The 26576-nt window shown below is 71.4% G+C and carries 22 protein-coding genes, 1 pseudogene and 1 riboswitch; of the genes and pseudogenes, 7 read left to right on the forward strand and 16 right to left on the reverse strand.

Annotation, left to right across the window (positions count from 1 at the left end):
* Window positions 1–348: 348 nt before the first annotated feature.
* The 6 genes and pseudogenes from U9R90_RS26105 to U9R90_RS26130 all read right to left on the reverse strand — a co-directional run.
* Window positions 349–657, reverse strand: a pseudogene (locus tag U9R90_RS26105) (energy-coupling factor ABC transporter substrate-binding protein); the annotation flags it as partial.
* Window positions 654–1379 carry an energy-coupling factor ABC transporter permease gene (locus U9R90_RS26110; RefSeq protein WP_411059117.1) on the reverse strand — a complete coding sequence of 242 codons (726 nt, stop codon included), beginning with the start codon at window positions 1377–1379 and terminating at the stop codon, window positions 654–656. The gene U9R90_RS26110 and the pseudogene U9R90_RS26105, both read right to left, overlap by 4 nt.
* Window positions 1380–1408: 29 nt before the next feature.
* A riboswitch (cobalamin riboswitch) is annotated at window positions 1409–1596 on the reverse strand.
* 76 nt (window positions 1597–1672) lie between these two features.
* Window positions 1673–3274, reverse strand: coding sequence for an ABC transporter substrate-binding protein (locus U9R90_RS26115; RefSeq protein ID WP_411059118.1), 1602 nt, complete (start codon window positions 3272–3274; stop codon window positions 1673–1675).
* An 86-nt stretch (window positions 3275–3360) separates the two neighbouring features.
* On the reverse strand, window positions 3361–5436 hold the full coding sequence (locus U9R90_RS26120) for an ATP-binding protein (protein ID WP_411059119.1): 2076 nt from the start codon (window positions 5434–5436) through the stop codon (window positions 3361–3363).
* Between the two features lie 37 nt (window positions 5437–5473).
* On the reverse strand, window positions 5474–6421 hold the full coding sequence (locus tag U9R90_RS26125) for a hypothetical protein (protein ID WP_411059120.1): 948 nt from the start codon (window positions 6419–6421) through the stop codon (window positions 5474–5476).
* Between the two features lie 250 nt (window positions 6422–6671).
* Complete coding sequence (locus U9R90_RS26130) at window positions 6672–7040, reverse strand: arsenate reductase family protein (protein ID WP_411059121.1); 369 nt, start codon at window positions 7038–7040, stop codon at window positions 6672–6674.
* Between the two features lie 141 nt (window positions 7041–7181).
* On the opposite strand from U9R90_RS26130, the gene U9R90_RS26135 reads away from it, so the two are divergent.
* Window positions 7182–7466 carry a hypothetical protein gene (locus U9R90_RS26135; protein ID WP_411059806.1) on the forward strand — a complete coding sequence of 95 codons (285 nt, stop codon included), beginning with the start codon at window positions 7182–7184 and terminating at the stop codon, window positions 7464–7466.
* 38 nt (window positions 7467–7504) lie between these two features.
* Here the strand turns inward: U9R90_RS26135 and arsM are convergent, their stop codons facing one another.
* Complete coding sequence (gene arsM / locus U9R90_RS26140; RefSeq protein WP_411059122.1) at window positions 7505–8263, reverse strand: arsenite methyltransferase; 759 nt, start codon at window positions 8261–8263, stop codon at window positions 7505–7507.
* 148 nt (window positions 8264–8411) lie between these two features.
* The gene (locus U9R90_RS26145; RefSeq protein ID WP_411059123.1) at window positions 8412–9590 is read right to left on the reverse strand and encodes a winged helix DNA-binding domain-containing protein; all 1179 of its coding nucleotides are present in this window, start codon (window positions 9588–9590) and stop codon (window positions 8412–8414) included.
* Window positions 9591–9783: 193 nt separating this feature from the next.
* On the opposite strand from U9R90_RS26145, the gene U9R90_RS26150 reads away from it, so the two are divergent.
* Window positions 9784–10770: a fibronectin type III domain-containing protein gene (locus tag U9R90_RS26150; RefSeq protein WP_411059124.1), complete on the forward strand. Its 987-nt coding sequence runs from the start codon at window positions 9784–9786 to the stop codon at window positions 10768–10770.
* Between the two features lie 19 nt (window positions 10771–10789).
* Here U9R90_RS26150 and U9R90_RS26155 read toward each other — a convergent pair whose 3' ends face one another.
* The 3 genes from U9R90_RS26155 to U9R90_RS26165 form a co-directional block, all read right to left on the reverse strand.
* Entirely contained in the window at window positions 10790–11440 is a 651-nt protein-coding gene (locus U9R90_RS26155; protein WP_411059125.1) for a LuxR C-terminal-related transcriptional regulator, read from the reverse strand.
* Entirely contained in the window at window positions 11425–12681 is a 1257-nt protein-coding gene (locus U9R90_RS26160; protein WP_411059126.1) for a sensor histidine kinase, read from the reverse strand. The genes U9R90_RS26155 and U9R90_RS26160 overlap by 16 nt, the downstream gene beginning before the upstream one ends.
* Window positions 12682–12923: 242 nt before the next feature.
* Window positions 12924–13913, reverse strand: coding sequence for an NAD-dependent epimerase/dehydratase family protein (locus U9R90_RS26165; RefSeq protein ID WP_411059127.1), 990 nt, complete (start codon window positions 13911–13913; stop codon window positions 12924–12926).
* Between the two features lie 134 nt (window positions 13914–14047).
* On the opposite strand from U9R90_RS26165, the gene U9R90_RS26170 reads away from it, so the two are divergent.
* Together U9R90_RS26170 and U9R90_RS26175 are read left to right on the forward strand one after the other, a co-directional pair.
* Window positions 14048–14716, forward strand: coding sequence for a hypothetical protein (locus U9R90_RS26170; RefSeq protein ID WP_411059128.1), 669 nt, complete (start codon window positions 14048–14050; stop codon window positions 14714–14716).
* A 90-nt stretch (window positions 14717–14806) separates the two neighbouring features.
* Entirely contained in the window at window positions 14807–16231 is a 1425-nt protein-coding gene (locus U9R90_RS26175; protein ID WP_411059129.1) for a PepSY-associated TM helix domain-containing protein, read from the forward strand.
* Window positions 16232–16301: 70 nt separating this feature from the next.
* On the opposite strand, the gene glnII is transcribed toward U9R90_RS26175, so the two are convergent.
* From glnII to U9R90_RS26190, 3 genes are all read right to left on the reverse strand, one after another.
* On the reverse strand, window positions 16302–17321 hold the full coding sequence (glnII, locus tag U9R90_RS26180; RefSeq protein ID WP_411059130.1) for a glutamine synthetase: 1020 nt from the start codon (window positions 17319–17321) through the stop codon (window positions 16302–16304).
* Window positions 17322–17580: 259 nt separating this feature from the next.
* The gene (locus U9R90_RS26185; protein WP_411059131.1) at window positions 17581–18048 is read right to left on the reverse strand and encodes a hypothetical protein; all 468 of its coding nucleotides are present in this window, start codon (window positions 18046–18048) and stop codon (window positions 17581–17583) included.
* Between the two features lie 190 nt (window positions 18049–18238).
* The gene (locus U9R90_RS26190; protein WP_411059132.1) at window positions 18239–19120 is read right to left on the reverse strand and encodes an NAD(P)-dependent oxidoreductase; all 882 of its coding nucleotides are present in this window, start codon (window positions 19118–19120) and stop codon (window positions 18239–18241) included.
* Between the two features lie 138 nt (window positions 19121–19258).
* On the opposite strand from U9R90_RS26190, the gene U9R90_RS26195 reads away from it, so the two are divergent.
* Complete coding sequence (locus U9R90_RS26195) at window positions 19259–20278, forward strand: GlxA family transcriptional regulator (RefSeq protein WP_411059133.1); 1020 nt, start codon at window positions 19259–19261, stop codon at window positions 20276–20278.
* A gap of 39 nt (window positions 20279–20317) precedes the next feature.
* Here the strand turns inward: U9R90_RS26195 and U9R90_RS26200 are convergent, their stop codons facing one another.
* The gene (locus U9R90_RS26200) at window positions 20318–20983 is read right to left on the reverse strand and encodes a hypothetical protein (RefSeq protein ID WP_411059134.1); all 666 of its coding nucleotides are present in this window, start codon (window positions 20981–20983) and stop codon (window positions 20318–20320) included.
* 284 nt (window positions 20984–21267) lie between these two features.
* Here U9R90_RS26200 and U9R90_RS26205 point away from each other — a divergent pair, with 284 nt between their 5' ends.
* A complete protein-coding gene (locus U9R90_RS26205; RefSeq protein ID WP_411059135.1) occupies window positions 21268–22824 on the forward strand; it encodes a DUF1996 domain-containing protein in 1557 nt (518 codons plus the stop codon).
* 36 nt (window positions 22825–22860) lie between these two features.
* On the opposite strand, the gene U9R90_RS26210 is transcribed toward U9R90_RS26205, so the two are convergent.
* Complete coding sequence (locus U9R90_RS26210; protein WP_411059136.1) at window positions 22861–23307, reverse strand: hypothetical protein; 447 nt, start codon at window positions 23305–23307, stop codon at window positions 22861–22863.
* 141 nt (window positions 23308–23448) lie between these two features.
* Between U9R90_RS26210 and U9R90_RS26215 the strand changes: the two genes are divergently transcribed.
* On the forward strand, window positions 23449–26559 hold the full coding sequence (locus tag U9R90_RS26215; RefSeq protein ID WP_411059137.1) for an alpha-N-acetylglucosaminidase TIM-barrel domain-containing protein: 3111 nt from the start codon (window positions 23449–23451) through the stop codon (window positions 26557–26559).
* The last annotated feature ends 17 nt before the right edge of the window (window positions 26560–26576 follow it).

Here is a 26576-nt window from a genome sequence, read left to right on the forward strand (position 1 = left end):
CTGGTCGGCGTCCGGGGCGGCGGGGCCGGGTCCCTCGTCCGAGTCCGCGCCGGGACCCTCCGCGGGGACCGACTCCGCGCCGGGCGCGGCAGCGTCGCCGGGCCCCGGCGCGGAGTCAGCGGTGCCGGGCTCGGCGCCCGAAGCGGCAGGTCCTGGGGCGTTTCGGCGGGTGGGGGCGGGCGCCAGAGACTGGTCCCCCGCCCCGCCCCTTCCCGAAAGGCCTCGCCGGCCGGGCTCACCGATGGCCTCAAACGCCGGCCGGGCTGACATTCGGTCCGATGCCGCCGACGCGCGGGCCTCGTCCTGTTTACCGATGGCCTCAAACGCCGGCCGGGCTGACATTTGGTCCGCCGCCGCGCGGGCTTCGCCCTGTCTGCGGCCTCTGCGGAGGCCGAAGTAGTACGCCAGTACGCCCGCGCCCAGTGCCGCCTGCAGGGCGAACAGGGCCGACTCGACCTCGCCCGACGGCGGTTCGTAGAGCGGGGTGAACCAGGGCTCGTAGTCGGGGTCGATCTCGGTGATCGCGCCCTCCGCCTCGCCGTCGGCTCCCGTGAACGGCTCCTCCTTGTCGTCGCCGAGGCCGAGCGCCAGGGGCAGTACCGCCAGCGCGGCCACCACCAGCAGCAGGAGGGTGTTGATCTTCGCGTTCCTGGTCATCGGGACTCCGCCTCCGTACCCTTCGCCGCCTGCGCCTGCGCCTGCGCCCGCGCCTGCTTCCGCGTCAGGAGCACGCCGAGCCGGGTCAGCTCCCCCTTGCTGGACCGCACCAGAAGGCGCATCACCAGCACCGTCAGCAGCCCTTCGCTGATCGCGAGCGGGATCTGCGTCACCGCGAAGATCGAGCCGAACTTGCCGAGCGATCCCAGGAACCCGCTGCTCGGGTCCGGGAAGGCCAGCGCCAGTTGGACGCTGGTGACGCAGTAGGTCGAGAGGTCCGCGACGAACGCGCCGCCGAACACCGCGCCCATCAGCGGCACGTCGAACCGCTTCAGGAGGCGGTAGACGCCGTACCCCGCCCACGGCCCGACGATCGCCATCGAGAAGACGTTGGCGCCGAGTGTGGTGAGCCCGCCGTGCGCGAGCAGCAGCGCCTGGAAGAGCAGGGTGATGGTGCCGAGTACCGCCATGATCGGCGGCCGGAAGAGGATCGCGCCGAGCCCCGTACCGGTCGGGTGCGAGCAACTGCCCGTGACCGAAGGGATCTTCAGCGCGGAGAGGACGAACGTGAAGGCGCCGGACGCGCCGAGCAGCAGCGTGCTCTCGGGGTTGGACCTGACCTCACGGGTCAGGGCGCGTACGCCGTGGACGACGAACGGCGCCGCCGCGGCGCTCCAGGCGACCGCGTGTACCGGTGGGAGAAAACCCTCGGCTATGTGCATGGCTGAGCAGACCCTCTCCAGCACCTCGTGGATGGACAACGCGCCTTGGCCGGTCTCCTGGCTTACGGGTCGTACCGCCCGAGACTCCGCCTTCCCGGGTACACGGAGGTACCCAGTGGCTGCCCCTGGGGGCTGGAGCCGGACTTCCCGATCACAGTGGCGAGGGCCGCATCGGCATCACACCGATTTCCCGTACACCAAGGCGTGGTGACACTAGTCCGCTGGTACCGGACCTGACAACTACAGACGACTGCGGGCCGTGACCCCCCACTTCCCGTGGGTTCTCGCGCGGTCTATGGGCAGTCGCCGTCGAAGATGCGCTCGTACGTGCGGAAGAGCTTGGCGCCGCCCTTGGCCTTGCCCTTGGGCTTCGGCTTGGCCGGGTACTCCATCACGGGCACCGGCTTGCACACCGACCACTTCTGCGTGTCGCCGGAGTCGTCGAAGCCGAACGTACCCGAGGCCCCGAGCACGCAGCTGACACAGCTGGTGCCGCCCGCGGTGTCGAGGATGCCCATGTTCACGATGGTTTCGTAGATGTCGTCCTTCGTTGGCATGACCCGAGGTTCGCCTTCCTCGGTCGTCTCGGGGTCGTTGATGTCGTTGTACGCCTGGTCGAAGGCCTCGGAGAGCACGGTGAAGGCATCCCGGTACATGATCGAGTAGCCGTCGTCCAGCGGCCGCTCCCCCAGCTTGTGCTGCTTCTCCACCGCCCCGAACTGCTCCAGGAAGGCGCCGAGCCCGTCCGGCCGCTCCTTGTGCTTTTTCTCCTCCCACCACGCGGGGTCGACCGAAGCCGCGTTCACCAGCGTGATGTTGGCGTCCCGCATCCGCTGGGTGAGCTCCGGCGTGGTGTACTCCAGGCCGAGCCCGATGCCCACCTTCAGGATGCGCAGCGGCCGGGAGCGGTCGCAGGAGGGTTCCTTCACCAGCCTGTTGATCAGGTACGGAAGGTCGTGGTCCCGACCGGCGAAGAAGACCGTGTCCGAACCGGTCACACAGACCTTCTGGGCCACCGAGGAGAAGCGGCGCGGGATTCCGGCGTCCTCTCCGGTCATGCCCAGGAAGTAGGCCCGGTTCTTGCGCAGTCCGTACTTCTTGCCGAACTCGACCTCGAACACCTCACGCAGGTCGAGTGAGTACGAGTCCGTCCGCCGGTTGTCCGCCACCAGGAATCCCCGCTTGCCCGGCTCCTCAGCCAGGTACCCGTCCAGGGCCTGCGCCAGAAGTTTGTTCGACGGAGAGGTCTTGAAGAGGTAGTCGTCCCGCATCGTCGTCCCGGTGAGGATCGGCCCGACCGAGGGGATGCTGTGCTCGCCGAGCGCCTCGACCGCGGCGAGGGTCTGCGGGGTGCTGCTCGGCATGCCGAGCACCCCGACCAGCGGTGAGTCGCCGCCCGTCATCCCGGCCAGCCGGTCCACGGCCGGGCGCCACTTGTCCAGGTCCTTGCCGTCGTTGGCCAGCAGGAGCTGGTAGTGCGGGCCCGCTTCCGCGTTGGCCTCCAGCTGGGCCGTGTAGGCGCCTGCCAGAGCCCGCCTGATCTCGACCGGGCTCATGGTGCTGCTGTCATCCGATGTGAAGGGCATCAGGAGCGCGATCCGCGCATAGGCAACGGGCGGCCTGCCGCCCTCCGGGTCCTCCCAGGCCTTCTTGACCCGGGCGTTCTCCTTCGCGACGGCGCTGATCAGGGTCTTGATCTTCGGGTCGCCGTCCAGTGAGTCGGTCGCGGTGACGCCCACGCACTCGCCGCCGACCTCCTCCAGACCGTCGCCACAGTCCTCGGGCAGCAGGGTGACGACGAGCACGCCGAGCCCGACGAGGAGTGCGAGGCACACCACCGCGGCGATGGCCTTGTCCAGCGGGCCCCAGACATGGTTCCTCCAGCGCGTCAGCATGGTTCGTCTCCCCTTACGACTGCGGCTGCGATGGTTCGATCAGGACTGCGACGGTGATGGTTCGACTACGGCTGTGACTACGACGACTACGGCTGCGGCTGTGATGGCTCGATCGGGCAGGGCCATCCGTGCCGCAGCGACACCGGCCAGGTCTGCGCGGCCCGGTTCAGTACGGCGTGGCCCGACGGGTGTTGTACGGAGAGGTACCGCAGCTCCGTACCGACGCCGTCGCAGAGGTCGTCCAGTGGCTCGGCGTACGTCTCGCGCAGGTACCAGACCGCGTGCAGCAGCCGGTTGACGGAGCGTGCGGTGGCGTCGGTGTCGGCGCGCAGGTGGTCGTGGGCGCCGCGGGCGATCTCGGCGCGCTGGTCCGTCCACTGGGCTCTCGGCGGGTGTGGTGCGGTGGTGATGTGGCGCAGGGCGCGCAGCCAGTCGGCCGCGTCCTGCTGGTCGAACCGCTCGGTCAGCCGGGTCACCACCGGGTCGGGGCCCGACGCGGCGAGGGTGTGCCGCAGGACGTCGGCCTCGTGTGCGGCGCCGAGTGCCTCGTAGTGCTCGCGCAGGACGGTGTGCGTGTGCTGCCACCGGCGGCCCTCGTCCGGGCCCCCGCGCGCCCGGTGGACCAGCAGGTCCCGCAGGAAGGGGTCGGGGACGAAGCGCGGGCGGCCGTCATCGGCCGCCTCGTCCGGGGCGGCCGTGTGGGCCGTGTTGGCCGCGTCGGCGGTCCAGTGCTCCTCTTCCAGGTACCGGGCGGCCTCGGCGGCGGGCAGCGGGGCGGTTCCGACGCCCGTCGACCGGGACGCGAGGGTGTCGGCGGCGTCGCGGTCGGGGGCCGGGGAGAGCAGCACGAGGTGGTCGCGGTGCTGGGGGTGCGGGATCAGGCGTTCCAGGAGCAGTTCGGCGACCGGGCGGTCGTCCTCGGTGCGCAGGTCGAGCAACTCATCGGGCCCGACGGTCCGTTCACCGGCCGCGCGGACGACGGCCGCGCCGAGCAGGGCGCTGCCCGCCGGGTGCCCGCGGGTGAGCGCGTGCAGGGCGGATGGCAGTTGGCGGTGCAGGGGTGCGTCGGCGCGGTCGAGCATCAGCAGGACATCGTCCAGGTCGAGCGGTGCGAGCGGGACGACGAGGAGCCCGGCCGATGTCGACGCGGGTGTGGTGCGGGACCAGCCGGAGGTGCTGAGGAGTTCGGTGAGCTGGCGGCGGGTCGCGTCCGGGTAGCGGGCGGTGGCGTCGCCGAGCCGGGTCGCGACGAGGACCAGCGGGTCGAAGGCGCCGGGGCCGGCCGCCGCCCGGTGTTCGAGGATCAGGTCGAGCAGTTGCTCACCGCCCTCGGTGTGGACGTTGTCCAGCAGGACCAGCGGCCGGGGGGTGCGGTTCGCCCGCTGCCAGCGGCCGTAGGCCCCGGCGAGGTCCTCGACGAAGGCGGCGACCAGGAGGCGTTCGACCGCGTGCCGGTAGGCGCCGCCCTGGTGGAAGCGGAGGCAGAGCCGTACCAGCGCGGCCTCGCCGTCGTCGGAGCCCGCGACGTGGCCGTGGTACCACTCGCGCACGGCGCGGGCGGGGCGGGTCTTGGTATGCCTGCGGAAGTACTGCGTGACGACGGCGGTGGCCACGGCTTCCAGGTCCTGCTGTCCGCCGGTGTGGGCCAGGCCCTCGCTGACCTCGTACGTCCAGTCCCCGCCGCCGCCGTCCTGGCCCGCCTCGTCGGCCTTCTGCAGGTCGCAGGCGACGAGCAGCCGGTCGATACGGACGCGGGCCAGGCGCCGCTCGTGGTCGCCGCCGCGGTGCCAGCTGGAGATGGCGAACAGGCCGGGGAGCAGCCGGGGGAAGCCGGTGCGGCTGAGGGCGGGCGCGAGGTCACACACCAGCTGGACGAGCACCTCCACCACGGCGGAGGTGTTCGAGGCCGGGAAACCGGCGTGGCGCGCGGGGTCGACCTCCGCCACATCGACCCTGCCTAGGGGGACGCGCCCCCGGTAGGCCTGGTCCAGGGCGTCCAGGACGGCGGTCTTGCCCATGCCGTGGCGGCCGGTCAGCAGGACGACGGGCTGGTCGCCCGGGTGTTCCTGGCGCACCAGTTCGCGTTTGGCGGGTGCCAGGCCGACGAGTCGGGGCACCAGGGCGTGCAGCAAGGGGTCGCGTGCGTACAGGTGTGGCCGCATGGTCCTCCTCTTGCCGAAAGATCAGATGGGAAACGCGTCAACCGCCGAGCAGCCTTCCCAGGGCCTGCCCTATCGCGTCGAGCGCGACCTGTCGGCCCACGGTGTCCGGGCTGTCGCCGAGCAGCCGCCTGACCCTTTCCATCAGGCCGCGCTGGCGGTCCGGGTCGGGTTCGCCGTCCGGGCCGCCGGGCCGTGCCAGGTCGTCCGCGCTGTTCAGCAGTGCTGTGCGGGACGCGTCGTCCGGGGCCAGTACGGGCGCCAGCTGGCGTATCAGGCGGGACAGTTCGGCGGGTGACAGGGCGGTCTGGATCGACTGGTGGAAGTCGCCCTGCGCGACGTTGACCGTCTCGGCCTCGATGTGGGTCTGCTGGGGGCGTTGCCGCTGCCGCGCCACGAACTCCCCGATGTCGCCCGTCTCGCTCTCGCTGAGTACGGCGTCCGTACCGAGCGAGGTGAGGGCCACCTCCGATCCGACGCCGCCCTGGAACTCCGGTCCCGTACAGGTGATCAGGCGCGAGTCGGCGAGGTAGGACAGGGCGCGGGCGACTTCGGCTCGGGACAGGGCCTCGCCGAGGAAGAACAGCTCCGCCGAGTCGAAGAAGGCCTCGATGCGCAGCGGCTGCCGGTCGGAGCGTGCGTAGATCCAGCGCAGTACGGCGCTGGTGGCGTGGCGGCCGCGCCGTACCGGGTCGGCCCTGCGGGCCTGCAGCAGCCGGGCCTCGGCCACGCCCTCGGGCAGCAGGGTCACCGTGGGGGCGTACTGCCTGGGGCCCTGTGCGCTGATCAGCTGCTGCTCGCCGAGGCGGTCCACGAGGGACCATACGGTGCTCTGCGGGATGCTCTGCCAGGTGCCGAACTCGGCGCAGTCCACGGGGAGGCCGGGGCTGCGCATGACCTGGTCCCAGACCCACAGGAGCAGGCGTGAGCGGAACCGGTCGAAGCTCTCGCTGTCGTGGTCCGGGAACGGAGGCGCTGCGGCTGACACTGTCTCAGTCCTGTTCATCCTCGGCCGACGGCTTGGGCGGGTGCCATACCCGGGCGAGCTCGCTTGCCCCCCGAAACTACACAGGTTCCACGCGCCTCACCACGGAAAGTCAAAAGGCAACTACCCTCCTTCCCCCAGGAGTTCACCGCATGCGCGTACGAATGGATCAAACGTTCTGACGACGGTGTCAGCCGTGCCGGGCGAAGGCTTCGGCGATCTCGTCGCCGAGTACCTCCGGCGCCCGCGTGCGTCAGCGTGCCAGGGCGTCGCGTACCGCCTCGTCGGTGCGGGCGACGACTGCCGTGCCGTCGTCCGCGGTGATGATCGGGCGCTGGATCAGCTTCGGGTGCGCGGCCAGCGCGGCGATCCACCGGTCGCGGACGTCCGCGGTACGCGGCCACGCCTGACGGTCCGCCAGGCCGAGGGCCTTGGCGTCGGCCTCCTGGGTGCGGGTGATGTCCCAGGGTTCCAGGCCGAGTCGGGCGAGTACGGCACGGATCTCGTCCTCGGTGGGTACGTCTTCCAGGTAGCGGCGCACGGTGTAGTCGGCGCCTTCCGCGTCGAGCAGTTTGATCGCGCTGCGGCACTTCGAGCAGGCCGGATTGATCCAGATCTCCATGCCCCAAGCGTAGGGCGACAGGTGGGGCGGACGGGGCATCAAAGGGCTTCTGGCCAGCGGCTTTTGTCAGTGCCCCGCAGTAGAATAGAAGCAGTGTTCGAGATGGTCCGCGAGGGCCTCGACCACCCCTGGAGGATGCCCATGGCCGCTGCCGTACTCACCGCGAAAACCCTGCCGATCGACCTGCCCTACATGCCCCTGGTAAAGAAGCCGCTGCCCGCCGGACGACCGCGCGAGTGGTACATCCGGCACAACCGCCGACTGAAGGCCATGCGCCTGGCCATCGCCCTGCTCGACTCCGGCGTCTACCGCGCCGAGCAGGCCGACGACCGCAGGATACGTTCCACCGCCGAGCTCGTCGGCGTCCATCCGCCGTCCGACATCACCTGCCATATGGTGCGGGCACTGATGCGCTACAGCCGCTGATCACCCACCTCCACGGCTCCGCGCCACCGGGTCGTCGCTCAACGCGGCCTGGTGGCACGGACGATCGCGGAGTGCATACGGTCGGCGACCGCGTGCGTGGCGGTGATCTCGATGCCGGTGAAGCCAGCCGCCGCCAGGCCCGCGCGGTACTCGGCGAACGACAGGGCGCCCGCGACGCACCCCACGTGGTCGCCGCGTTCGGCGCGCTGCTCGGGGGTGAGTCCGTCCTCGGCGACCACGTCCGTGACGCCGATGCGGCCACCCGGCTTCAGCACCCGGAAGGCCTCCGCGAAGACGGCGGGCTTGTCCGTCGACAGGTTGATCACGCAGTTGGAGATCACCACGTCGACGCTCGCCGACGGCAGCGGCACCAACTCGATGGCGCCCCGGAGGAACTCCACGTTGGTGGCACCGGCCGCCGCGTTCGCCCGCGCCAGGGCGAGCATCTCGTCGGTCATGTCGAGGCCGTACGCCCGGCCGGTGGGCCCGACCCGGCGCGCCGACAACAGGACGTCGATGCCGCCGCCCGAGCCGAGGTCCAGTACGTGCTCTCCCGCGCGGAGTTCGGCCACCGCGGTCGGGTTGCCGCAGCCGAGTGAGGCGGCGACGGCGTCGGCGGGGAGGGCGTCGCGCTCGCCCGCCGCGTAGAGCTCGGCGCCGAACTCCGGGCCGGTCTCCACGGGCGTGGGGCCACAGCAGGCCGTGCCGCCTTCGGTGACGGTGCGGGCGGCGGCGGCGTAGTTGGCGCGGACGCGTTCGCGCAGGTCGTCGTGCGGTTCGTCGGGCTGATGGGTCATGGTCAGCTCCTGTATCGACATCCGTGAATACAGAGTGCTCCCTGAATCGACGAACGTCAACATAGGCGCTCATCGAATCAACATCCGCCGAATCAACGTCTGTCGAATCAACGTCCGTCGAATCAGAGCGTGCGGAAAACAGCCCAGGTCAGCTCGACAGTTCGCGCTCCAAGGGCGTGCGGAAGCGCGGAGTGAAGCGGACCGCCCCGGTCCAGGCGGCCAGACGGGCCGCCTCCGCGTCGATCGCCGCCTTCGCCTCGGCCCCCACGTCCGTCAGCGCGCGCCACACGATCTCGCCGTCCGCGCGCTGCGCCCAGCCGCCGACGACCTGCCCGTCCCACCACACGGTGGGCCCGATGTTGCCGCTGCGGTCGAAGAGCTCCCGGCGGTGCGCCTCGGCGACGTACCAGTCGCGGGCCTGCCAGCCCATCGCGGTCGGGTCGAGGCCGGGCAGCAGCGCCGCCCACGGCTCCGGCGGCTCGGTGGCCTCGGTGTCGCCCGGCAGAACGTACGCCGTCGTCCCGTCCGCCAGGTCGACCTCCTCCGCGCCGAGCCCGGCCAGGGCCTTGCGTACGTCGGTCACCTTCCAGCCCGTCCACCACTTCAGGTCGGCCTCGGTGGCCGGACCGCAGGCGGCGAGCCAGTGCCGCAGCAGCTCCGACTGGCTCTCGGCGAGTGGGAGTTCCGGCATGTCGGGGGCCAGCGCCCAGCGGAACTGGCTGGAGGTCCAGGAGCCGAGCGGCCGCCCGCGCACCACCCGGCCCTCGGTGCCGAGCACCCGCAGCAGCCGGGTCGACACGGACTGCGCGGTCTCGTAGGACTTGCCCGGCGCGTAGACGAACTGCTCGCGCAACCGCGGCTCGTCCTGGGCGAGTTCGGCGGCCGTGGCCTCGCCGCGTGCCCCGAGTGCGGCGAGCGTGCCCGCCTCGACCGAGGCCAGCCAGGCCTCGTCGAAGTCGCTGCCCGCCAACAGGCTCTTGACCATGCTGGCCCGTTCGCGTACGGCGCCCGCCCTGGCCGTAGAGGCCTCCACGACGGGGGCGAGGTCGGCCGGGAAGACGAAGATCGTGTGCCGCATGCCGTGCATCCGTACCAGCGACCGCTCCTCGTACAGGGCGCGTTCCAGTCCGGCCACCGGACCGCTGTCGTCCGCGAGGCGTGCGCCCACGGCCAGGAACACGGTCGCCGGGTCGGTGGCGTGCAGCGCCACCAGCGAACGGGCGACATCCTCGGTCACCTGGCCGCGGGCCTTGGCGGCGAGCCGGTGCCGGACACCGAGCCGGGCCCGCCGCTCCTCGTGGGTGATGGTCCGCCGCGCGCTGCCCATGCCCTAGGTCCCTCCGCCATCCGAAGTCCGCAGTCCGCAGTCAGTAGTCAGCAATCCGAAGTCCGAGACCGGAGATCCGTGTCGATCGCTGTCTGGCCCATGGTCTCGCGAATCCGGCGCACCGCCCCCTTGAAGTGTGCCGGGCACCTGTGCCACACATGTCCAGACCAATGTGCCGAAGAGAGGCCCACCTGTGCGACGTGCCCCCACACTCGCCGCGTCGACCGCCGCCGCCCTCTGTCTGCTGCTGACCGCGACCGCCTGCTCGGACGCGCGCGGCTCCGAGGACAACGAGCCCCCCACCGTGCCGCGCGGGCTCACCGTCGAGGCCGGGAGCGCCACCTCCGTCCATGTCATGTGGAACAAGTCCACCGACGACGTCGGCGTCAGCGCCTATCTCGTCTACCGCGGGAACACCAAGGTGAAGGAGGTGTCGGGCGACCGGCACATGGTGGACGTCACCGGGCTGACGCCGAAGGCCTCGTACGCCTTCAGCGTCCGCGCCCGGGACGCCGCGGGCAATGTCTCGCCCGTCGGCGAGAAGGTGCCGGTCACGCTGCTGGCCCCGACCGCCGACGACCGCGAGGCACCCACCGTGCCCACCGGCCTGACGGCGCGGGGTGCCGGGCCGCGGGCGGCGAAGCTGCGTTGGGATGCCGCGAAGGACAACGAGAAGGTCACCGCGTACGACATCTACCAGCGCGGTACGCGGATCCACAGCGTGGCCGGGTACGCCACCAGCACCCTGGTCACCGGGCTGCACCCCGGCACCGACTACACCTTCACGGTGAAGGCGCGCGACGCCGCGGACAACTCCTCGCCACCCAGCGGCGCCGTGGGGCTGACCACCGCGACCGCCCCCGCGTCCGGCGCCGGGCCCGGCAGCACGGCGCCCGGCGACTTCGAGGTGCGGGCCCGCGCCGAAGGCGGCGCGTACCACCTGGACCTGTCCTGGGAGCCGCCCGAGACGGGCGGCGCCGTCGCCGCGTACGAGATCCACCTCGACGGCCGGGCGGCCACGACCCTGATGTGGGGCGGCGACGCCCCCGAGGGCCGGGCCGAGCACAGCTTCTTCGTCACCAAGGAGCGCGGCCGCACCTACCGCGTGAAGCTGCGGGCCCGGCTGCCCGACGGCAACTGGGGGGCCTTCTCGGCCGAGCGGACGGTGACCACGAGGTAGCCCCGTGGCGGCCGTTCGGTCAGCGACCTTGGTCGAGGTAGGCGAGGACCGCGAGCACTCGGCGGTTGTCGTCGTCGGAGACCGGCAGGTCCAGCTTGGCGAAGATGTTGGAGGTGTGCTTGGCGATGGCCCGCTCGGTGACGAAGAGCTGGCCCGCGATCGCCGCGTTGGAGCGCCCCTGGGCCATCAGCTCCAGTACCTCGATCTCGCGCGGGGTGAGCCCGCCCAGCGGCGGGTCGGCGGCCCGACGGGACAGCAGCTGCTGGATCACCTGCGGGTCCATCGCCGTACCGCCCGCCGCGACCCGCCGTACGGCGTCGATGAACTGCTCGGCGTCGAAGACCCGGTCCTTGAGCAGGTAGCCGACCCCGCCGTTGCCGTCGGCCAGCAGCTCGCTGGCGTACAGCTGCTCCACGTGCTGGGACAGGACCAGGACCGGCAGCCCCGGCCTGGCCCGGCGTGCGGCGAGCGCGCACTGGAGTCCCTCGTCGGTGTGCGAGGGCGGCAGGCGTACGTCGCACACGGCGACGTCAGGCTGCAACTCGGCGAAGGCCTTGGTGAGTTCGGGTCCGGTCTCGACGGCGGCGACGACCTCGAAGTCGTAGGCCTCCAGCATCCGGACCAGACCGTCGCGCAGCAGGAAGAGGTCTTCGGCTAGCAGAACGCGCAAGGGATCTCCATGGTCACCATGGTGGGGCCGCCGGCGGGGCTGCTGACGGCCAGTACGCCGTCGAATGTACCCAGTCGCCGCTCAACTCCGGTCAGGCCACTGCCCGATCCGATCCGGGCGCCACCGCGGCCGTCGTCGGTGACCGAGATCCGCAGCATGCCGTCCGCGTGGTGCATGTCCACCCAGATACGGTCCGCACCCGCATGCTTGACCGCGTTGGTGAGCACCTCGCTCACCGCGAAGTACGCGGCCGACTCGACCGGCGCGTCCAGGCGGCCCGGCAGGTCCACGTCGACGTCGGTGCGCACCGGCAGCCGCAGCGCCAGGGCCCGTACCGCGTCGCCGACGCCGCGCTCGGCGAGCACCGGCGGGTGGATGCCGCGCACCAGGTCGCGCAGTTCGGTGAGCGCTTCGGCGGACGACTGGCGGGCCTGCGAGAGGAGTTGCTTGGCCTTCGCCGGGTCCTTCTCGATCAGGGCCTCGACGGTGCCGAGGTCCATGCCCATGGCGACCAGGCGGGCCTGGGCCCCGTCGTGCAGGTCTCGTTCGATCCGGCGCAGTTCGGCCGCCGAGGAGTCGACGGCGTCGGTCCGGGTCTCGGTGAGCCGGTCGATGCGCTGGGCGAGTTGGGCCTGGCGGGTGGGGGCGAGCGGGACGGCGGCGATACGGAAGTGGGTGCGGACCAGCAGCGGGTTGACGTACGTCGCGAGGATCAGCCAGACGCAGCCGAGCAGCGCGGCGAAGAACGCCGAGACCCAGCCGTAGACCGGGATGAACGCGTACCAGTAGCCGCCGATCGGCTGCCAGAGGCCGCCGAAGAGCAGCAGCCCCAGGACACCCTCGGCGATCAGTCCGGGGGCCAGGATCGCGACGACGGCCCCGGCCGTGATGTCCATCACCAGCCACTGCAGGTCCCGCCAGGTCGCCGGGTCCTTGAGCATGTGGACGGTGCGCTCGACCTGGCCGGTGACGCCGGTGCGCAGGTCGTGTGGGAAGGGGCGGTACGGGACGGGGATCTGGACCTCGGACCACTGGGCGGCGAACAGCCGCCGCTGGTTGGCGTGGGCCCGCACCACGCTGAGCACCAGGGGGGTGGTGAAGACACCGATGCCGAGCACGATGAAGACGATCGACAGCACCGACAGCACGAAGAGCGTGAGCGACCCGATGAAACCCAGCAGGGCGAGTGCCAGGCCCTGTGCGGCGGCGATCAGGGCGTCGCGCACCCTCGTTGTGTCCATCGTGGCTGGCTCCTTGTCGGTCCTCGTGTCAGGCCTTGTGTCCGGCCTTGTGTCCGGCCTTGTGTCCGGCCTTGTGTCCGGCCTTGTGGCAGCTGTCGCGCCGTCGCGCCCAGTCTGGCGCGTGTGCGGCTCCCGGCGCACGGGGGTGACACCCCGAGCGGGGGGTGTATCCAGCACCACCCCCCGGGCCTCGGGTTTTCCGGGGCGGTTAGGGGTGGCGCTGGACGGCTTGCGACTGCTGCTCAGGCGCCGAGTACCTTCGCCTCCACCGCGGGGTCGAGGCCCACGACCGGCCGGTCGGGCCGCTGCGGTGCCGTGCCGCCGACGGACTGGAGCCAGGCCCAGGTGTCGGCGACGGTCTCCGCGGCCGGCCGGCACTTCAGGCCCGCCGCGACCGCCTTGGACACATCGCTGCCGTGCAGCGCGTCATGCAGCTCACCGCCCGGCGGCACCCAGATCGGCAGCTGCGACCACGGCTCGATCCCGGCCTCGGCGATCACCTCGGGCGCGGTCCACCGCAGTTCGGCCGCACCGCCGGTGACCCGCACGCAGGCCTCAAGGAGCTCCCCGATGGTGGTGTGCCCACGCGGGCTGATCAGGTTGTACGGGCCGCTGAGCCCGGCCGCGGCCGCGTCGAGCACCCACTCGGCGAGGTCGCGGACGTCGATGTACTGCAGCGGCAGCTCGCGCGGCCCCGGAGCGAGCACCGGGCCGCCGCGCTCGGTGCGGCTCAGCCACCACGGCAGCCGCCCGATGTTCTCGTACGGCCCGATGATCAGCCCCGACCTGACAAGCAACGAACGGTCCTCGCCGAAGGACTCGAGCACGGCCAGTTCGCCACCGCGCTTGTCGTGCGGATAGGCGGTCTGTTCCGCGTCGGGCGCGCCGTCGACCAGCGGGGCGTCCTCGGTGAAACCGGCCGCCGGGGGCCAGGCGTACACCGAGCAACTCGACACATAGACATAGCGACCGACCCGGTCGGCCAGCAGCCGCGCGGTCTCCTGGATCACCCGTGGCGCCGCCGACCAGGTGTCGACGACCAGGTCCCACGCACCGTCGGCGAGCGCGGCCAGCCCGTCGGGGCTCGTACGGTCGCCGTGCAGTGCGGTGACACCGGCCGGGGGCTCATGCCGACCGCGGTGGAAGACGGTCACCTCCCAGCCTCGGGCCAGCGCCGCCTCGGTGAACGCGCGGCCTACGAACTCCGTACCACCCAGCATCAGAAGTCTCATGGCGGCGACTCTGCCCCGCCGCGACCCACAGGGGGAATCGGATTCCGCTGACAGGAAACACCTTCCGCTCGCAGGGGAAGAGGAACCACCCCCACCGCTTGTCTTCCGGGCGGGAGATGACACGATGTGCGGCCATGACGGATACCCGGTCGCCGATGCGAGCCCTGCGGGCCGCACTCTTCGCGGCGGTATGCGTCACCTTGGCCGGTGTGGGGCATTCCTCCATGTCTGGGCACGCCCTCCCGATCGGTTCCCTGCTGGCCGCGTTCGGCGTCACGCTGGGCGTCGCCTGGCTCGCGGGCGGGCGGCGGCGCGGGGCCTGGTCGATCGGGGGCGTCCTGCTCGGGGCGCAGGGCGCGCTGCACCTGATCTTCTCGATGGGGCAGGCGCACGCCGCGTCGCACGCGCCACCGCATGGCGCGCGGCACCACGGCGACGACGGCGTCCCCGGCGCCCACGGCGACTACGCGGCCCAGTCGACGGCCGTGGACACGATGGGCCACGCCTCCACCGGCATGCTCGCCGCGCATCTGCTCGCCGCGGTCGTCTGCGCGCTGTGGCTCGCGCGCGGCGAGGCGGCGTTCTTCGGACTGCTGCGTGCGCTGCGCACCCTGGCCCGCACTCCGCTGCGGCTGCTGCTCGCGGTCGTACGGGTGCCGTCGGTGCCGGGCCCGGTGCGGATGCCGCGGCCGGGGCGGGGCGGGGCCCGGCCGCGTATCGCCGACCTCGCGCATGTGGTGTCCCGGCGCGGGCCGCCGACGGGAGCCGTACCACTCCCTCGTTACGCGCCCACCGCGCTCTGACGCCTGCCTGAAGAACCCTCAGGACTCCTCGCGTTCGGCTCTGCCGTGGGTGCGCTGCCCCCTGCCGTCGTACGAACTCCGAAGGACGTCATGACCCTTGACGCCCGGCCCGAGCCGGACACCTCAGAACAACCCGACCAATCCACGCCGTCGAGCTGGTCCGCCCTGCGCCCGCTCCTGCTGCGGCTCCACTTCTACGCGGGCGTGCTGATCGCCCCCTTCCTGCTCGTCGCCGCCGTGAGCGGGCTGCTGTACTCGCTGTCCTTCCAGGCGGAGAAGGTCGTCTACCGCTATGAGTTGAGGGCGCCCGTCGGTGAGACGACCGTGCCGCTGAGCGAGCAGGTCGCGGCCGCCCGCGAGACGCAGCCGGACGCCACCGTCACCGCCGTCTGGCCATCCGCCGACGACGAGGCGACGACCCGCGTCCTGTTCGACTCACCGAAGGTCGCCGACGGCGAGTCCCTCGCCGTCTTCGTCGACCCGTACACCGCCGAGGTACGCGGGGAACTCGCCAGCTACGGCAGCTCAGGCGCCCTGCCGCTGCGCGCCTGGCTGTCCCGACTGCACGTGGACCTCCACCTGGGCGAGCTCGGACGGAACTACAGCGAACTCGCCGCCAGCTGGCTGTGGGTCGTGGCCCTCGGCGGCGTGGCGCTCTGGTTCGGGCGCAGGCGGACCAGGCGTCGCGACCTGGTCATCCCCGCCGCCGGGCAGCGCGCGGGGCGCGCCAAGACGCTGTCCTGGCACGGCACGGTCGGGCTGTGGGCCGCGCTCGGCCTGGTGCTGCTCTCGGCCACCGGGCTGACCTGGTCGCGGTACGCGGGCGAGAACATCGGCGACCTGAGGTCACAGCTCGGCGGGCAGACGCCCGCGGCGGACGCGACCCTCGCCAGCGGCGCGGGCGCGGCCACGGGCGGCGGGCACGAGGGCCACGGGGGCGGCCACAGCGCCACCGGCCACCAGGGCGCCGACATCGGCATCGACCGGGTCCTGGAGATCGCCCGCGGTGAGGGTGTCGACGGCAAGCTGTCGATCACACTGCCGTCGCAGGACAGCGGCTACGTCGTCAAGCAGACCGACAAGCACTTCCCGGTCCACCTGGACTCGGTGGCGATCGACCCGGCCGACGGCACGGTCCTGGACACCCTCCGGTTCGCCGACTACCCGGTGCTCGCCAAGCTGACCACTCTCGGCATCGCCGCCCACATGGGCGTCTTCCTCGGCCTGGCCAACCAGCTCGCGCTGGCCGCGCTCATGCTCGGCACCGTCCTGCTGATCGTCTGGGGCTACCGGATGTGGTGGCTGCGCCGCCCGACCAGGGACCGTGCGCTGAGCCTCGGGCGGCCGATGCCGCGTGGCGCCTGGCGGAAGGTCCCGCTGCCCGTACTGCTGCCGCTGGCGGCGGCCGCGGCGCTGGTCGGCTGGTTCGTGCCGCTGCTCGGGATCAGTCTGCTGGCGTTCCTGGTCCTTGACGTGGCGGCGGGTCTCGTCGCGCGGACCCGAGCCAGGGCCTGACACGCGCAGGGCGCCCCCGCAGGTGGCGGGGGCGCCCTCTCGCTGTTGTCGCCCGACTACGGGCGGCGGATCAGACCTGGCCGGCCTTCTCCAGACCGGTGCAGCAGGTGTCGACGATCAGCCGGGTCACCACGTACGGGTCGATGTTGGCGTTCGGACGGCGGTCCTCGATGTAGCCCTTGCCGTCCTGCTCGACCTGCCACGGGATACGGACCGACGCGCCGCGGTTGGAGACGCCGTAGCTGTACTCGTTCCACGGGGCGGTCTCGTGCAGGCCGGTGAGGCGGTCGTCGATGCCCGCGCCGTAGTTCTTGACGTGGTCCATCGGCTTGGAGCCCTCGCCCAGCGACTCGCAGGCGGTGATGATCGCGTCGTAGCCCTCGCGCATCGCCTTGGTGGAGAAGTTGGTGTGCGCACCGGCGCCGTTCCAGTCGCCCTTCACCGGCTTCGGGTCGAGCGTCGCGGAGACCTCGAAGTCCTCGGCGGTGCGGTACAGGAGCCAGCGGGCGATCCACAGCTGGTCGGAGACCTCCAGCGGGGACAGCGGGCCGACCTGGAACTCCCACTGGCCCGGCATGACCTCGGCGTTGATGCCGGAGATGCCGAGACCGGCCTTGAGGCAGTTCTCCAGGTGCGCCTCGACGACGTCACGGCCGAAGATCTCGTCCGAGCCGACACCGCAGTAGTAGCCGCCCTGCGCGGCCGGGAAGCCGCCCTCGGGGAAGCCGAGCGGGCGGGAGCCCTTGAAGAAGGTGTACTCCTGCTCGATGCCGAAGATCGGCTCCTGGGCGGCGAACTTCTCCGCCACCTCGGTCAGCTGGGCACGCGTGTTGGTGGCGTGCGGCGTCATGTCCGTGTTGAGGACCTCGCACAGCACCAGCACGTCGTTACCGCCGCGGATCGGGTCCGGGCAGGAGAAGACCGGCTTCAGCACGCAGTCGGAGGCGTGCCCCTCGGCCTGGTTGGTGCTCGACCCGTCGAAGCCCCAGATGGACAGCTCGGCACCGTCGGCCAGTATCTTCGTCTTGGAGCGAAGCTTGGCGGTCGGCTCGGTGCCGTCGATCCAGATGTACTCGGCCTTGAAGGTCACGGGGCGCCATCCTTTGCGGGCTCTGCTGCGGGTGGTGTCACGGCGGCCGGTGGCACGCACGCTGTAGCCGCAGCTTGGCAATCGGCGATTTCCCGTCCGTTGCCCGACTGTGAACCCCTTGTAACGCGGCACGCACACGCGCCCCAGGGGGTGTGGAGGGGGCTCGCACGGGTCGTATACAGGGCCGCGGCCCTCACTCACGGAGGCCACGGCCTCTCACTTCCAGAGCCCCGGCCCTCACTCACAGCGCCACAGCCCCTCACTTGATCAGCGCGTTGGCCCCGGCGATCAGCAGCCCGATCATCGCGTCCGCGCCGCCGATCGCCACCGCCGACCGGCGCCGGTAGCCCACGCGCAGGGCCGCGAAGGTGCCCCAGCCGAAGAGCAGCGCGGCGTTCAGGGCCAGGCCCGCGGTGGTGACGTCCTCCGCGGGCCAGTCGGCCGCACCGGCCGCCACCAGCAGCAGCGCCGTGGGGAGACCGGCCACCACCACCGGCCACTCGTCGGCGAGCGTACGGCCGAGCTGCCGCCACCGGTGGCTGCCGGAGCCCGGCTCATGGGTGGCCATGTGGTGGGCATAGCCGTGCGCGAGGGCGGCCGTGCCCGCGGTCACCATGACCCAGGCGGCGTCGTAGTACGGCGTGAAGCTGCCGTCCGCCTGCAGGGCGGCGAGCAGCGCGCTGGCCAGGACCGTGCCGTACACACCACCGAACATCCAGTTCCGCATGGGCACTCCTCCCGGCCGACTGATATGGCTGACGTGACTGACGTGACTGACGTGACTGACGTGACTGACGAAGCCTCCACGCTATGAGCACGAGCAGGTCCAGTTCCGCCCTCTTAGGGCCCTTTCGCACCCCACGAAGGTCCCGTCCGCTCCGGGCCGAAAGTCCCGGACCGGGATTTCGGACCGGGATTCAGGGCTTCCGCAGGACCTCGATCACGCTCGCGTAGCTGTCCGAGCCGTGGCCCGCCGCCCTGGCCCGCTCCATGGTGGATTTCAGGAGCGCGGGCAGCGCGTTGTCGAGACCGCGCGCGTCCGCGGCGTGCAGCAGGTGGTCGATGGCCGCGATCTGTACGTTCACGGTGGCGTCGTCGCCCGGGTAGGACCCGGCGTCCACCTGGGCCGCGTACGTCGTCATAAAGCCGGTGACGGCGGTCAGCCAGCGGATCGCGACGGGGGTGAACTCGGTGGCCGCCGCCTGCTCGGCACCGACCAGCGCGGTCCCGTGCAGCCAGCCGGTGAAGGCGGACCACATCAGTCCGAGCAGGGCGGCGTCGTAGAGCGAGGCCAGGCCGGGTTCCGTACCCAGGTGAACCGGGTCGCCCAGGGCCGCCAGGGTCGGCCGGTGGGTGTCGAAGACCGTACGAGCGCCGCTGTAGAGGAACATCATCTCCGGGCTGCCGACACCGGGCGGGGTGGTCATGATCGCCCCGTCAAGGTAGTCGGCGCCGTGCGACCGCGCCCACTCGGTGGCCTCGGCGGCCTGCTCCGGGGAGCCGGAGGTGAGGTTGACGAGGGTCTTGCCCGCGAGTGAGCCCGCGGCGGGGTCCAGGACCGAGTACAGCGCCGGATAGTCCAGTACGCAGGCGACGATCAGCTCGCCGGCCGCGATCGCCTCCTCGGGTGTCGCGGCAACCCGGGCGCCCCGGTCGGCCAGCGGCCGGGCCCTGTCGGCCGAGCGGTTCCACACGGTGGTCGGGTGACCGCGGTCCAGCAGCGTCGCGGCCAGCGCGGAGCCCATCGAACCCAGTCCGATGACGGTCACGGCCGGGTGGTCAGCGTTCTCGGCGTTCATTGCCACAACTCCTTGGGTACGTCCGGCACTTGCACCGGCGCGGTTGATCACGTGCGGACCACGTTCGCAGCGCCGGACGGCCCGGAACAGTGACAGTGGTGACGGCCACCACCAGATTCCTGCCATACGCTTCAGGTCATGAGCGCAGGTACCGTGGCCGTCGTCGTGCCGGAGGACATCGGGGTGCCCTCCTGGGACCTGTACGAACTGAGCATCCCCTGCACGGTATTCGGGAAGCCGCAGCCCGATCTCGCCGACCCCTGGTACGACCTGCGACTCTGCGCCATGGACGAGGGCGCGGCCGGCGACTCCCCAGGCACGGGCGGCGACTCCCCGGCCGGCGCCGGACTGTCTCTCAGGACCCGCCACGGGCTGGACGACCTGATCGGCGCGGACACCGTCATCGTGCCCTCGGTGCCCGATCCCTGCGTCGAGAACGGCAAGCCCCTGCCGCCGAAGCTGATCACGGCCCTGCGCGACGCCCACGACGCCGGAGCGCGGATCGTGTCCCTCTGCACGGGCGCCTTCGCACTCGCCGAGGCGGGGCTGCTCGACGGACGCCGCGCCACCGCCCACTGGATGCACACCGGCCAACTGGCCACGCGCTACCCGAAGGTGCGGGTCGACGACTCCGTGCTGTACGTAGACGAGGGCGACGTACTCACCAGCGCCGGGCTGACCGCAGGGCTCGACCTCTGCCTACACTTGGTCCGCCGCGACCTGGGCGCGCACATCGCCAACCAGCTGGCTCGCCGGATGGTGGTGCCCGCCCACCGCACCGGCGGCCAGGCCCAGTTCATCGACCTCGCCGTCCCCGCAACCGCGGACCAGGGCCTGGGACCCGTACTGGAATGGGCCCGAGCCCACCTGGACGAGCCGCTGACCGTCGACGACCTGGCCCGCAGGGCCGCGATGAGCCCGCGCACGTTCTACCGGCACCTTCAGGCGGCCACCGGCACGACCCCGCTGCGCTGGCTTCTCAACCAGCGCCTGGGGCGGGCCCAGAGCCTGTTGGAGACCACCGGCCTGCCGATCGAGAAGGTCGCGGAACTGAGCGGCCTCGGCACGGCCAACAACCTCCGCCACCACTTCCTCAAGCACATCGGGGTGTCCCCGGGCGACTACCGCCGGGCCTTCCCCGAGGCGGCGCCGGTGTAGAACTCCCCTGCCACCCGGCGCCGCCCGCACACCGGAGGGTCAGCCCACCCGCTCGATCCGGGCGTTGCGGATCAGGAACTTGCCCTCCTCGCGGACCTGCTCGAACGCCGCGTCGTTCAGCAGTGCGCAGCTGCCGGAGGCCGAAGTGACCTCCACCGTGGTCGACTTGTCGTTGTCCAGGTTGGTCACCTTCAGCTGGGTGCCGACCGGGAACTCATTGCTGGACGCGGCCGGAGCGCCGCCCTCGCCCGAGAGCGTCACGGTGGATCCGGCGCACACGACCTCGCCGACGGCGCCGGACTCGCCTGCTCCGGACGCCTCGGACTCCTCGGATGCCTCGGACTCCTCTGCGGCCGGCGGCGCCGTGGTGTCGTCGGAGGCTTCGCCCGAGCACCCCGAGGCCTCCTGTTTGCGCTTGATCTCCTCGATGACGGCTTCCCGGTTGGCGATCCGGGCCTCGGACTGGGCGTCCGGGTTCGACCGCTGCGCGGCGATGAAGCTCTCGTTGTTGCTCAGCGCCGTGGCCAGCCCGTCGCAGACGACGGACGAGCCCTGCGCTGACGATGCCTGGCCGGACGAAGCCTCGCTGACGGACGAGGCCTGACTCGTGGTCGCCAGCGTCGCGGCAGCACCACCGCCCAGCACCACGGCGCCCATCAGCAGCGCGATCTTCTTCTTCGGGGTGAGAGTCCTCTTACGTGACACGCGTACCTCCTCCCCGGCCATGGCGGAACCACGGCCGGAAGCGTTTCGTGTGCCGCTACGTACGAGTAACCCTTCGGCGTCGTTCACCCGTCACATCAGTCACGTGCGTCACACAGCGACACCCGGGTTCGCCGTATCCGCCCGCATTGCAGGGGAGTTGTGTACGGAGGTTTCTACGAAAAGGGCAACGGGCTGAACACCCGCCACATCATCCCCGTATGGAACGGAGCGCTTCTCCCCTGCCGGACCCCACACGTCCCCCGGCGCCGAAGCTGAGGAGTTCCATGCGAAACGCAACACGTAAACGACGCTCCACGCCTGCCAGGCGGGCGACCGCGGCCGCCGCGGCGCTGATTCTGGGTGCGGGCGGTCTGGTCGCGGTCAATGTCTACGCCTCCGCGGGCGAGGGCTGGTCCGGCAACCGCACGCAGTCCGGCGACAGCCGCGACAACACCGAGAACACCGCCCAGCGGATGTCCACGATCGACTGTCCTGACGTCGGCAACGAGATCCAGGAGGTTCCGGACAGCGCACGGGCCGAGGTGGACCGTGAACTCGCGGGCATCGACACGCAGATCACAGCGGCGTACCAGAAGTTCGCCGAGTCCAAGCGGCAGTTGGAGCAGGACCCGAACGCGGCACAGAACATCATCCTCGGGCCGCTCGAGTCGAAGAGAAGGGCGGCCATCGACCGGATCACCATCGCCATCGACCGGTCGGCCGACCGCCCCGAAGGCCTCGCCGTGCTGGCGCCGTGCACCCTGCGCGCCGACGACAACCAGAACGACGGCAACAACAACGACGGCAACAACAACGACGGCAATGACGGCAACAACGACGACGGGAACAACAACGACGGGAACAACGACGGCGACGGGCAGCAAGGCAACGACGGTCAGGACCAGGGAGACAACGGCGGTAACGGCGACAACACGGGCAACGGGGGCCAGGCCGGGAACGGTCCCGACGACGACGACTTCGTCGAGATCGAGTCCGTCCAGCCCAACGTCGACGAGCCCCGGCAGCGCCGCGGCGCGTCGAAGGGCACCTTCTCCACCGACTGCGGCGTGAACGAGAACGGCAAGTTCAACCCGGACAACATCATCGTCGCGCCCGGCGTCGCCAACGGCGCCCACCATATGCACGACTACGTCGGCAACCAGGCCAACGACGCCTTCGCCAGCGACCGCGACCTGGCCAGGGGCGACACCACCTGCCGCAACCAGGGCGACCGCTCCACGTACTACTGGCCGGTCCTGCGCGTCCAGAACGGCGCCGACGAACGCGACGCGGGCGACGACGGCGGCGGCAAGGACCAGAACGTGGGCGAGATCCAGACCCCCAGCGAGGTCGAGCTGAAGTTCGTCGGGAACCCGGTCAGCCGGGTCACCGCGATGCCGCGCTTCCTGCGCATCATCACCGGTGACGCCAAGGCGTTCACCAACGGCGACGCCAACGCGAACGCCTCCTGGAGCTGCACCGGCTTCGAGGACCGCCAGCTCACGGACAAGTACCCGCTCTGCCCCGAGGGCAGCAGTGTCGTGCGCACCTTCAAGTTCCAGAGCTGCTGGGACGGTCAGAACACGGACAGCGCCAACCACCGCACCCATGTGGCGTTCGCCCAGGAGGACGGCTCCTGCCCGCAGGGCTTCCAGGCCATCCCCCAGCTCCAGCAGCGCATCGTCTACGACGTGCCGGCCGAGCGGAACTTCGCGATCGACTCGTTCCCCGAGCAGCTCCACAAGCCCATCACCGACCACGGAGACTTCATCAACGTCTTCAACAGGCGGCTGATGGACAAGGTGGTGAACTGCATCAACCGGGGTGCGAACTGCCGCTGACGCGGTAGCCGCACCACCCCCTGTAGACCTGCGCGGTCAGCTCGACTGGTGACCGGAGTGATCTCCGTCCTCGCTCCCCCCACCACCACTACTCCCCGAGTGGTGCGAGGACTCCTCCACGGTCCCGCCGAGCTGGCCGCGCAGCGCTGTGACCACCTTCTTGTCACCGACCGCGACCCACTTCCGGCCAACCAGGTACGTACCGCCGTAGTCGTTGGCCTCGTTGAGCCACTCCCGCTGGCCGCGGTCGGTGCTGAAGGTGGCGAGTACGAACCGGCCGTCGTCGGTCTCGCAGTTGGCCTGGCGGAGCTCGGCCGCCTCCCGGCTCGCGCTGGGGTCGCAGTCGACCTTGGCGGCGAGCTCTTCCAGGCTGCCTTCGGCCGTGTCGGGGACGCTGTCGCCGTCCGTGGTGCATCCGGTCGCGAGCAGGGCCAACACCGCTGCTCCCGCTGCCAGTAGAGATCCCTTGTGCCGTCCGCGCATACGCCCCATCGTGCCCTTTCGGCCCGCCTGGCGAGGGAAAACCGCCAGGTTGCCGTGGCCCCGTTGTCCGCCTTGGTGCCCGTCGTTAACGTGCGCTGCGCACACTCCTGCTGTCGCCCGCGCCACTGTGGAGGAGCACTGATGACGGATCTGCCGCGCCGTACGCTGCTGGGAGCCGCCGGAGTGATCGGCGCCGGGATCGCGCTCACGGGGCACTCCCCCGCGACGGCGGCCCCAGGCCCTGAGGGTCCCGGGGACCGTGAGGACTTCGACACCGGGCCCGCGCGGCGGGCGCTCGGCCGTCTGCTGCCGCACCACGCGGGCCAGTTCACGCTCACGCGCCTGGTGGGCGGCCCGGAGCGGTTCCGGGTCACCGGGTCCACCGGCCGGATCAAGGTCGCCGCCACCGGCCCGGGCGTCGCCCTGACCGGGGTCCACTGGTATCTCAAGTACGTGTGCGGGGCGCATATCTCCTGGTCGGGCAGCCAACTGCGGCTCCCCGGGCGGCTGCCCGCGCCCGGTGCCCCGCTGGAGCGGTCGGCGACCGTCCCGCACCGGTTCGCCTTCAACGACACCCATGACGGCTACACCGCGCCCTACGCGGACTGGGCCCGCTGGGAGCGCCTGATCGACGTACTCGCCCTGCACGGCTGCAACGAGGTGCTGGTCACTGCCGGACAGGAGGCCGTCTACCACCGGCTGCTGAAGGACTTCGGGTACTCCGACGCCGAGGCCAGGGCCTGGCTGCCCGCACCCTCGCACCAGCCCTGGTGGCTGCTGCAGAACATGAGCGGCTACGGCGGCCCGCTCAGCCCCGAACTCATCGGCAAGCGAGCCGACCTGGGGCGCCGGATCGCCGACCGGATGCGTGAGCTCGGGATGCGCCCGGTGCTGCCCGGCTACTTCGGGACCGTCCCGGACGGCTTCGCGGAGCGCAACCCCGGCGCCCGTACGGTCCCGCAGGGCAACTGGGCGGGCCTGAAGCGGCCCGACTGGCTGGACCCGCGCACCGAGTCCTTCGGGCAGGTCGCCGCCGCGTTCTACCGTCATCAAGCCGAACTCTTCGGTCCCGTGAAGCATTTCAAGATGGATCTGCTGCACGAGGGAGGCAATGCCGGGGACGTCCCGGTCCCCGAGGCGGCCCGCGCCGTCGAGACGGCCCTGCGCACCGCCCGCCCCGGCGCGATCTGGGCGATCCTGGGCTGGCAGGCGAACCCGCGCCGCGACCTCCTCGACGCCCTGGACAAGGAGTACCTGCTGGTCGTGGACGGCCTCTCCGACCTGGAGACGGTCACCGACCGCGAGAAGGACTGGGGCGGCGCGCCGTACGCCTTCGGCACCATCCCCAACTTCGGCGGGCGTACGACGATCGGCGCGAAGACCCAGCAGTGGACCGAGCGGTTCACCCAGTGGCGGGACAAGCCGGGCTCCGCCCTGGTCGGCACCGCCTATATGCCGGAGGCGGCCGAGCGCGATCCGGCCGCCCTGGAGCTGTTCAGCGAACTGGCCTGGCGGCGCGATGCCGTTGACCGTGCGGAGTGGTTCAGGGGGTACGCGGATCTGCGGTACGGGGGCCGGGACAAGGCGGCTCGCAAAGCCTTCGCCGCGCTGCGGGACACCGCGTACGAGATCACCAGCGCCGACGGCCGTCCACACGACTCGATCTTCGCGGCCCGGCCGAGCCTGTCGGCCAACTCCGGTACGTACTACGCGACGCACACCCCGGCCTTCGACTCCGGCGACTTCGACCGGGCCTTCGCCGCGCTGCTCGACGTACGGGCGCCGCTGCGCCGCTCGGACGCGTACCGCTACGACCTCACCGACCTGGGCAGGCAGGCGATCGCCAACCGCTCCTGGCAGCTGCTGCCACAGCTGAAGGCGGCGTACGACCGCGAGGACCTGGACACCTTCCGGGCGCTCGCCCGGCTCTGGCTGAAGCTGATGCGGCTGAGCGAGGACATGACCGGGGCGCACCGGGCGTTTCTGCTCGGGCCGTGGCTGGCGGACGCGCGGCGGTCGGCGTCGTCGGCCGCCGAGCGGGAGCAGCTGGAGCGGACGGCCCGGGTGCTCGTGACCACCTGGGCCGACCGGGTCACCGCCGACGGCGGGCGGCTCGCCAACTACGCCAACCGCGACTGGCAGGGCCTGATCGGCGACTTCCATCTGCCGCAGTGGCAGGCGTATCTGGACGAGCTGGAGGACGCGCTGGCGCAGGGCCGCGAGCCCGACTCCTTCGACTGGTACGCGATCGAGGAGCTGTGGACACGGGAGCGCAAGGAGTACCCGGTGCGTCCGGTCGGCGACGCGTACCGCACCGCCCGCCGCGTGCACGACGTGCTGGCCACCGCCCCCTACCAGGGCACGGTCACCGTCACCGCCGAACCGTCGGTCTTCCCGCCTGGCGGCCAGGCACGGGTGCGGGCCGCCTTCCGCAACGTCAACGGGCTGCGGGCCACCGGCAGGGTCGACTTCACGCTCACCGGGCTCGACGCGGAGCCGGACGGTCCCATCTCGCTGCCGTCCGTGCCGCCCGCCGGGACCGGCGAGGCGGCCTGGCGGGCCACGGCCCCGGACGAGCCGCTCACCGACCCGCTGCGGCCGCTGCCGTACGAACTGAGCACACGGTACGGGCCGCAGGGCGAGCGGCCGGTCACCAGCGTGCGGCGGGGCAGCCTGTATGTGGCCGGTCCGCTGGACGCGGGCCTGCGGACGTACACCAACAGCGAGGCGGTCTTCGGGCAGTTGGGCGAGCGGTACGCCATCAACGGCGGAGGCATCGATCTGTGGAAGGGGAGGACGGAGTTCGGCGCGGTCTATCGCGCGGGCGCGCTGCGGGACGGGGTGAGTGTCACCGTGCGCGTGGACGCGCAGGAGGCGACCGGGCCTTGGGCGCGCGCGGGCCTCATCGCCCGCAGCTCCCTTGCCACACCTGGCTCACCGGGCTTCCTCAACCTCGCCGTCACCCCCGCGAACGGCGTCGTCCTCTCGTACGACACCAACGGCGACGGCACGGTGGACACTTATCGGCGCATCACCGGGATCAAGGCGCCGGTGCTGCTGCGGCTCACCCGTACGGGTGGTTCGTACCGCGCGGAGTGCTCGACCGACGGCGGGGACACCTGGCGTACGGTCGCGACGGTGCCGGTGCCGGGCGCGGCGGAGGTCCAGGATGTGGGGCTGTTCATGTCGGCCGCGCACGGCGGGCGTGAGGTGCGGGGCACGGTGGAGTTCAGCGGGTGGCGCATCGTCTGAGGCCCTGGCGAACGGGT

This window comes from Streptomyces sp. E11-3 (genome assembly GCF_046540415.1).
GTDB lineage: Bacteria > Actinomycetota > Actinomycetes > Streptomycetales > Streptomycetaceae > Streptomyces.

Coding starts and splice junctions, on each gene's coding strand:
- U9R90_RS26160 (WP_411059126.1), bottom strand. CDS start 12,681: ATGGACACAACGAGGGTGCGCGACGCCCTGATCGCCGCCGCACAGGGC.
- U9R90_RS26185 (WP_411059131.1), bottom strand. CDS start 18,048: ATGCGGAACTGGATGTTCGGTGGTGTGTACGGCACGGTCCTGGCCAGC.
- U9R90_RS26165 (WP_411059127.1), bottom strand. CDS start 13,913: ATGAGACTTCTGATGCTGGGTGGTACGGAGTTCGTAGGCCGCGCGTTC.
- U9R90_RS26215 (WP_411059137.1), top strand. CDS start 23,449: ATGACGGATCTGCCGCGCCGTACGCTGCTGGGAGCCGCCGGAGTGATC.
- U9R90_RS26130 (WP_411059121.1), bottom strand. CDS start 7,040: ATGGAGATCTGGATCAATCCGGCCTGCTCGAAGTGCCGCAGCGCGATC.
- U9R90_RS26110 (WP_411059117.1), bottom strand. CDS start 1,379: ATGCACATAGCCGAGGGTTTTCTCCCACCGGTACACGCGGTCGCCTGG.
- U9R90_RS26205 (WP_411059135.1), top strand. CDS start 21,268: ATGCGAAACGCAACACGTAAACGACGCTCCACGCCTGCCAGGCGGGCG.
- U9R90_RS26210 (WP_411059136.1), bottom strand. CDS start 23,307: ATGCGCGGACGGCACAAGGGATCTCTACTGGCAGCGGGAGCAGCGGTG.
- U9R90_RS26145 (WP_411059123.1), bottom strand. CDS start 9,590: ATGGGCAGCGCGCGGCGGACCATCACCCACGAGGAGCGGCGGGCCCGG.
- U9R90_RS26115 (WP_411059118.1), bottom strand. CDS start 3,274: ATGCTGACGCGCTGGAGGAACCATGTCTGGGGCCCGCTGGACAAGGCC.
- U9R90_RS26135 (WP_411059806.1), top strand. CDS start 7,182: ATGGCCGCTGCCGTACTCACCGCGAAAACCCTGCCGATCGACCTGCCC.
- U9R90_RS26175 (WP_411059129.1), top strand. CDS start 14,807: ATGACCCTTGACGCCCGGCCCGAGCCGGACACCTCAGAACAACCCGAC.
- U9R90_RS26190 (WP_411059132.1), bottom strand. CDS start 19,120: ATGAACGCCGAGAACGCTGACCACCCGGCCGTGACCGTCATCGGACTG.
- arsM (WP_411059122.1), bottom strand. CDS start 8,263: ATGACCCATCAGCCCGACGAACCGCACGACGACCTGCGCGAACGCGTC.
- U9R90_RS26120 (WP_411059119.1), bottom strand. CDS start 5,436: ATGCGGCCACACCTGTACGCACGCGACCCCTTGCTGCACGCCCTGGTG.
- U9R90_RS26195 (WP_411059133.1), top strand. CDS start 19,259: ATGAGCGCAGGTACCGTGGCCGTCGTCGTGCCGGAGGACATCGGGGTG.
- U9R90_RS26170 (WP_411059128.1), top strand. CDS start 14,048: ATGACGGATACCCGGTCGCCGATGCGAGCCCTGCGGGCCGCACTCTTC.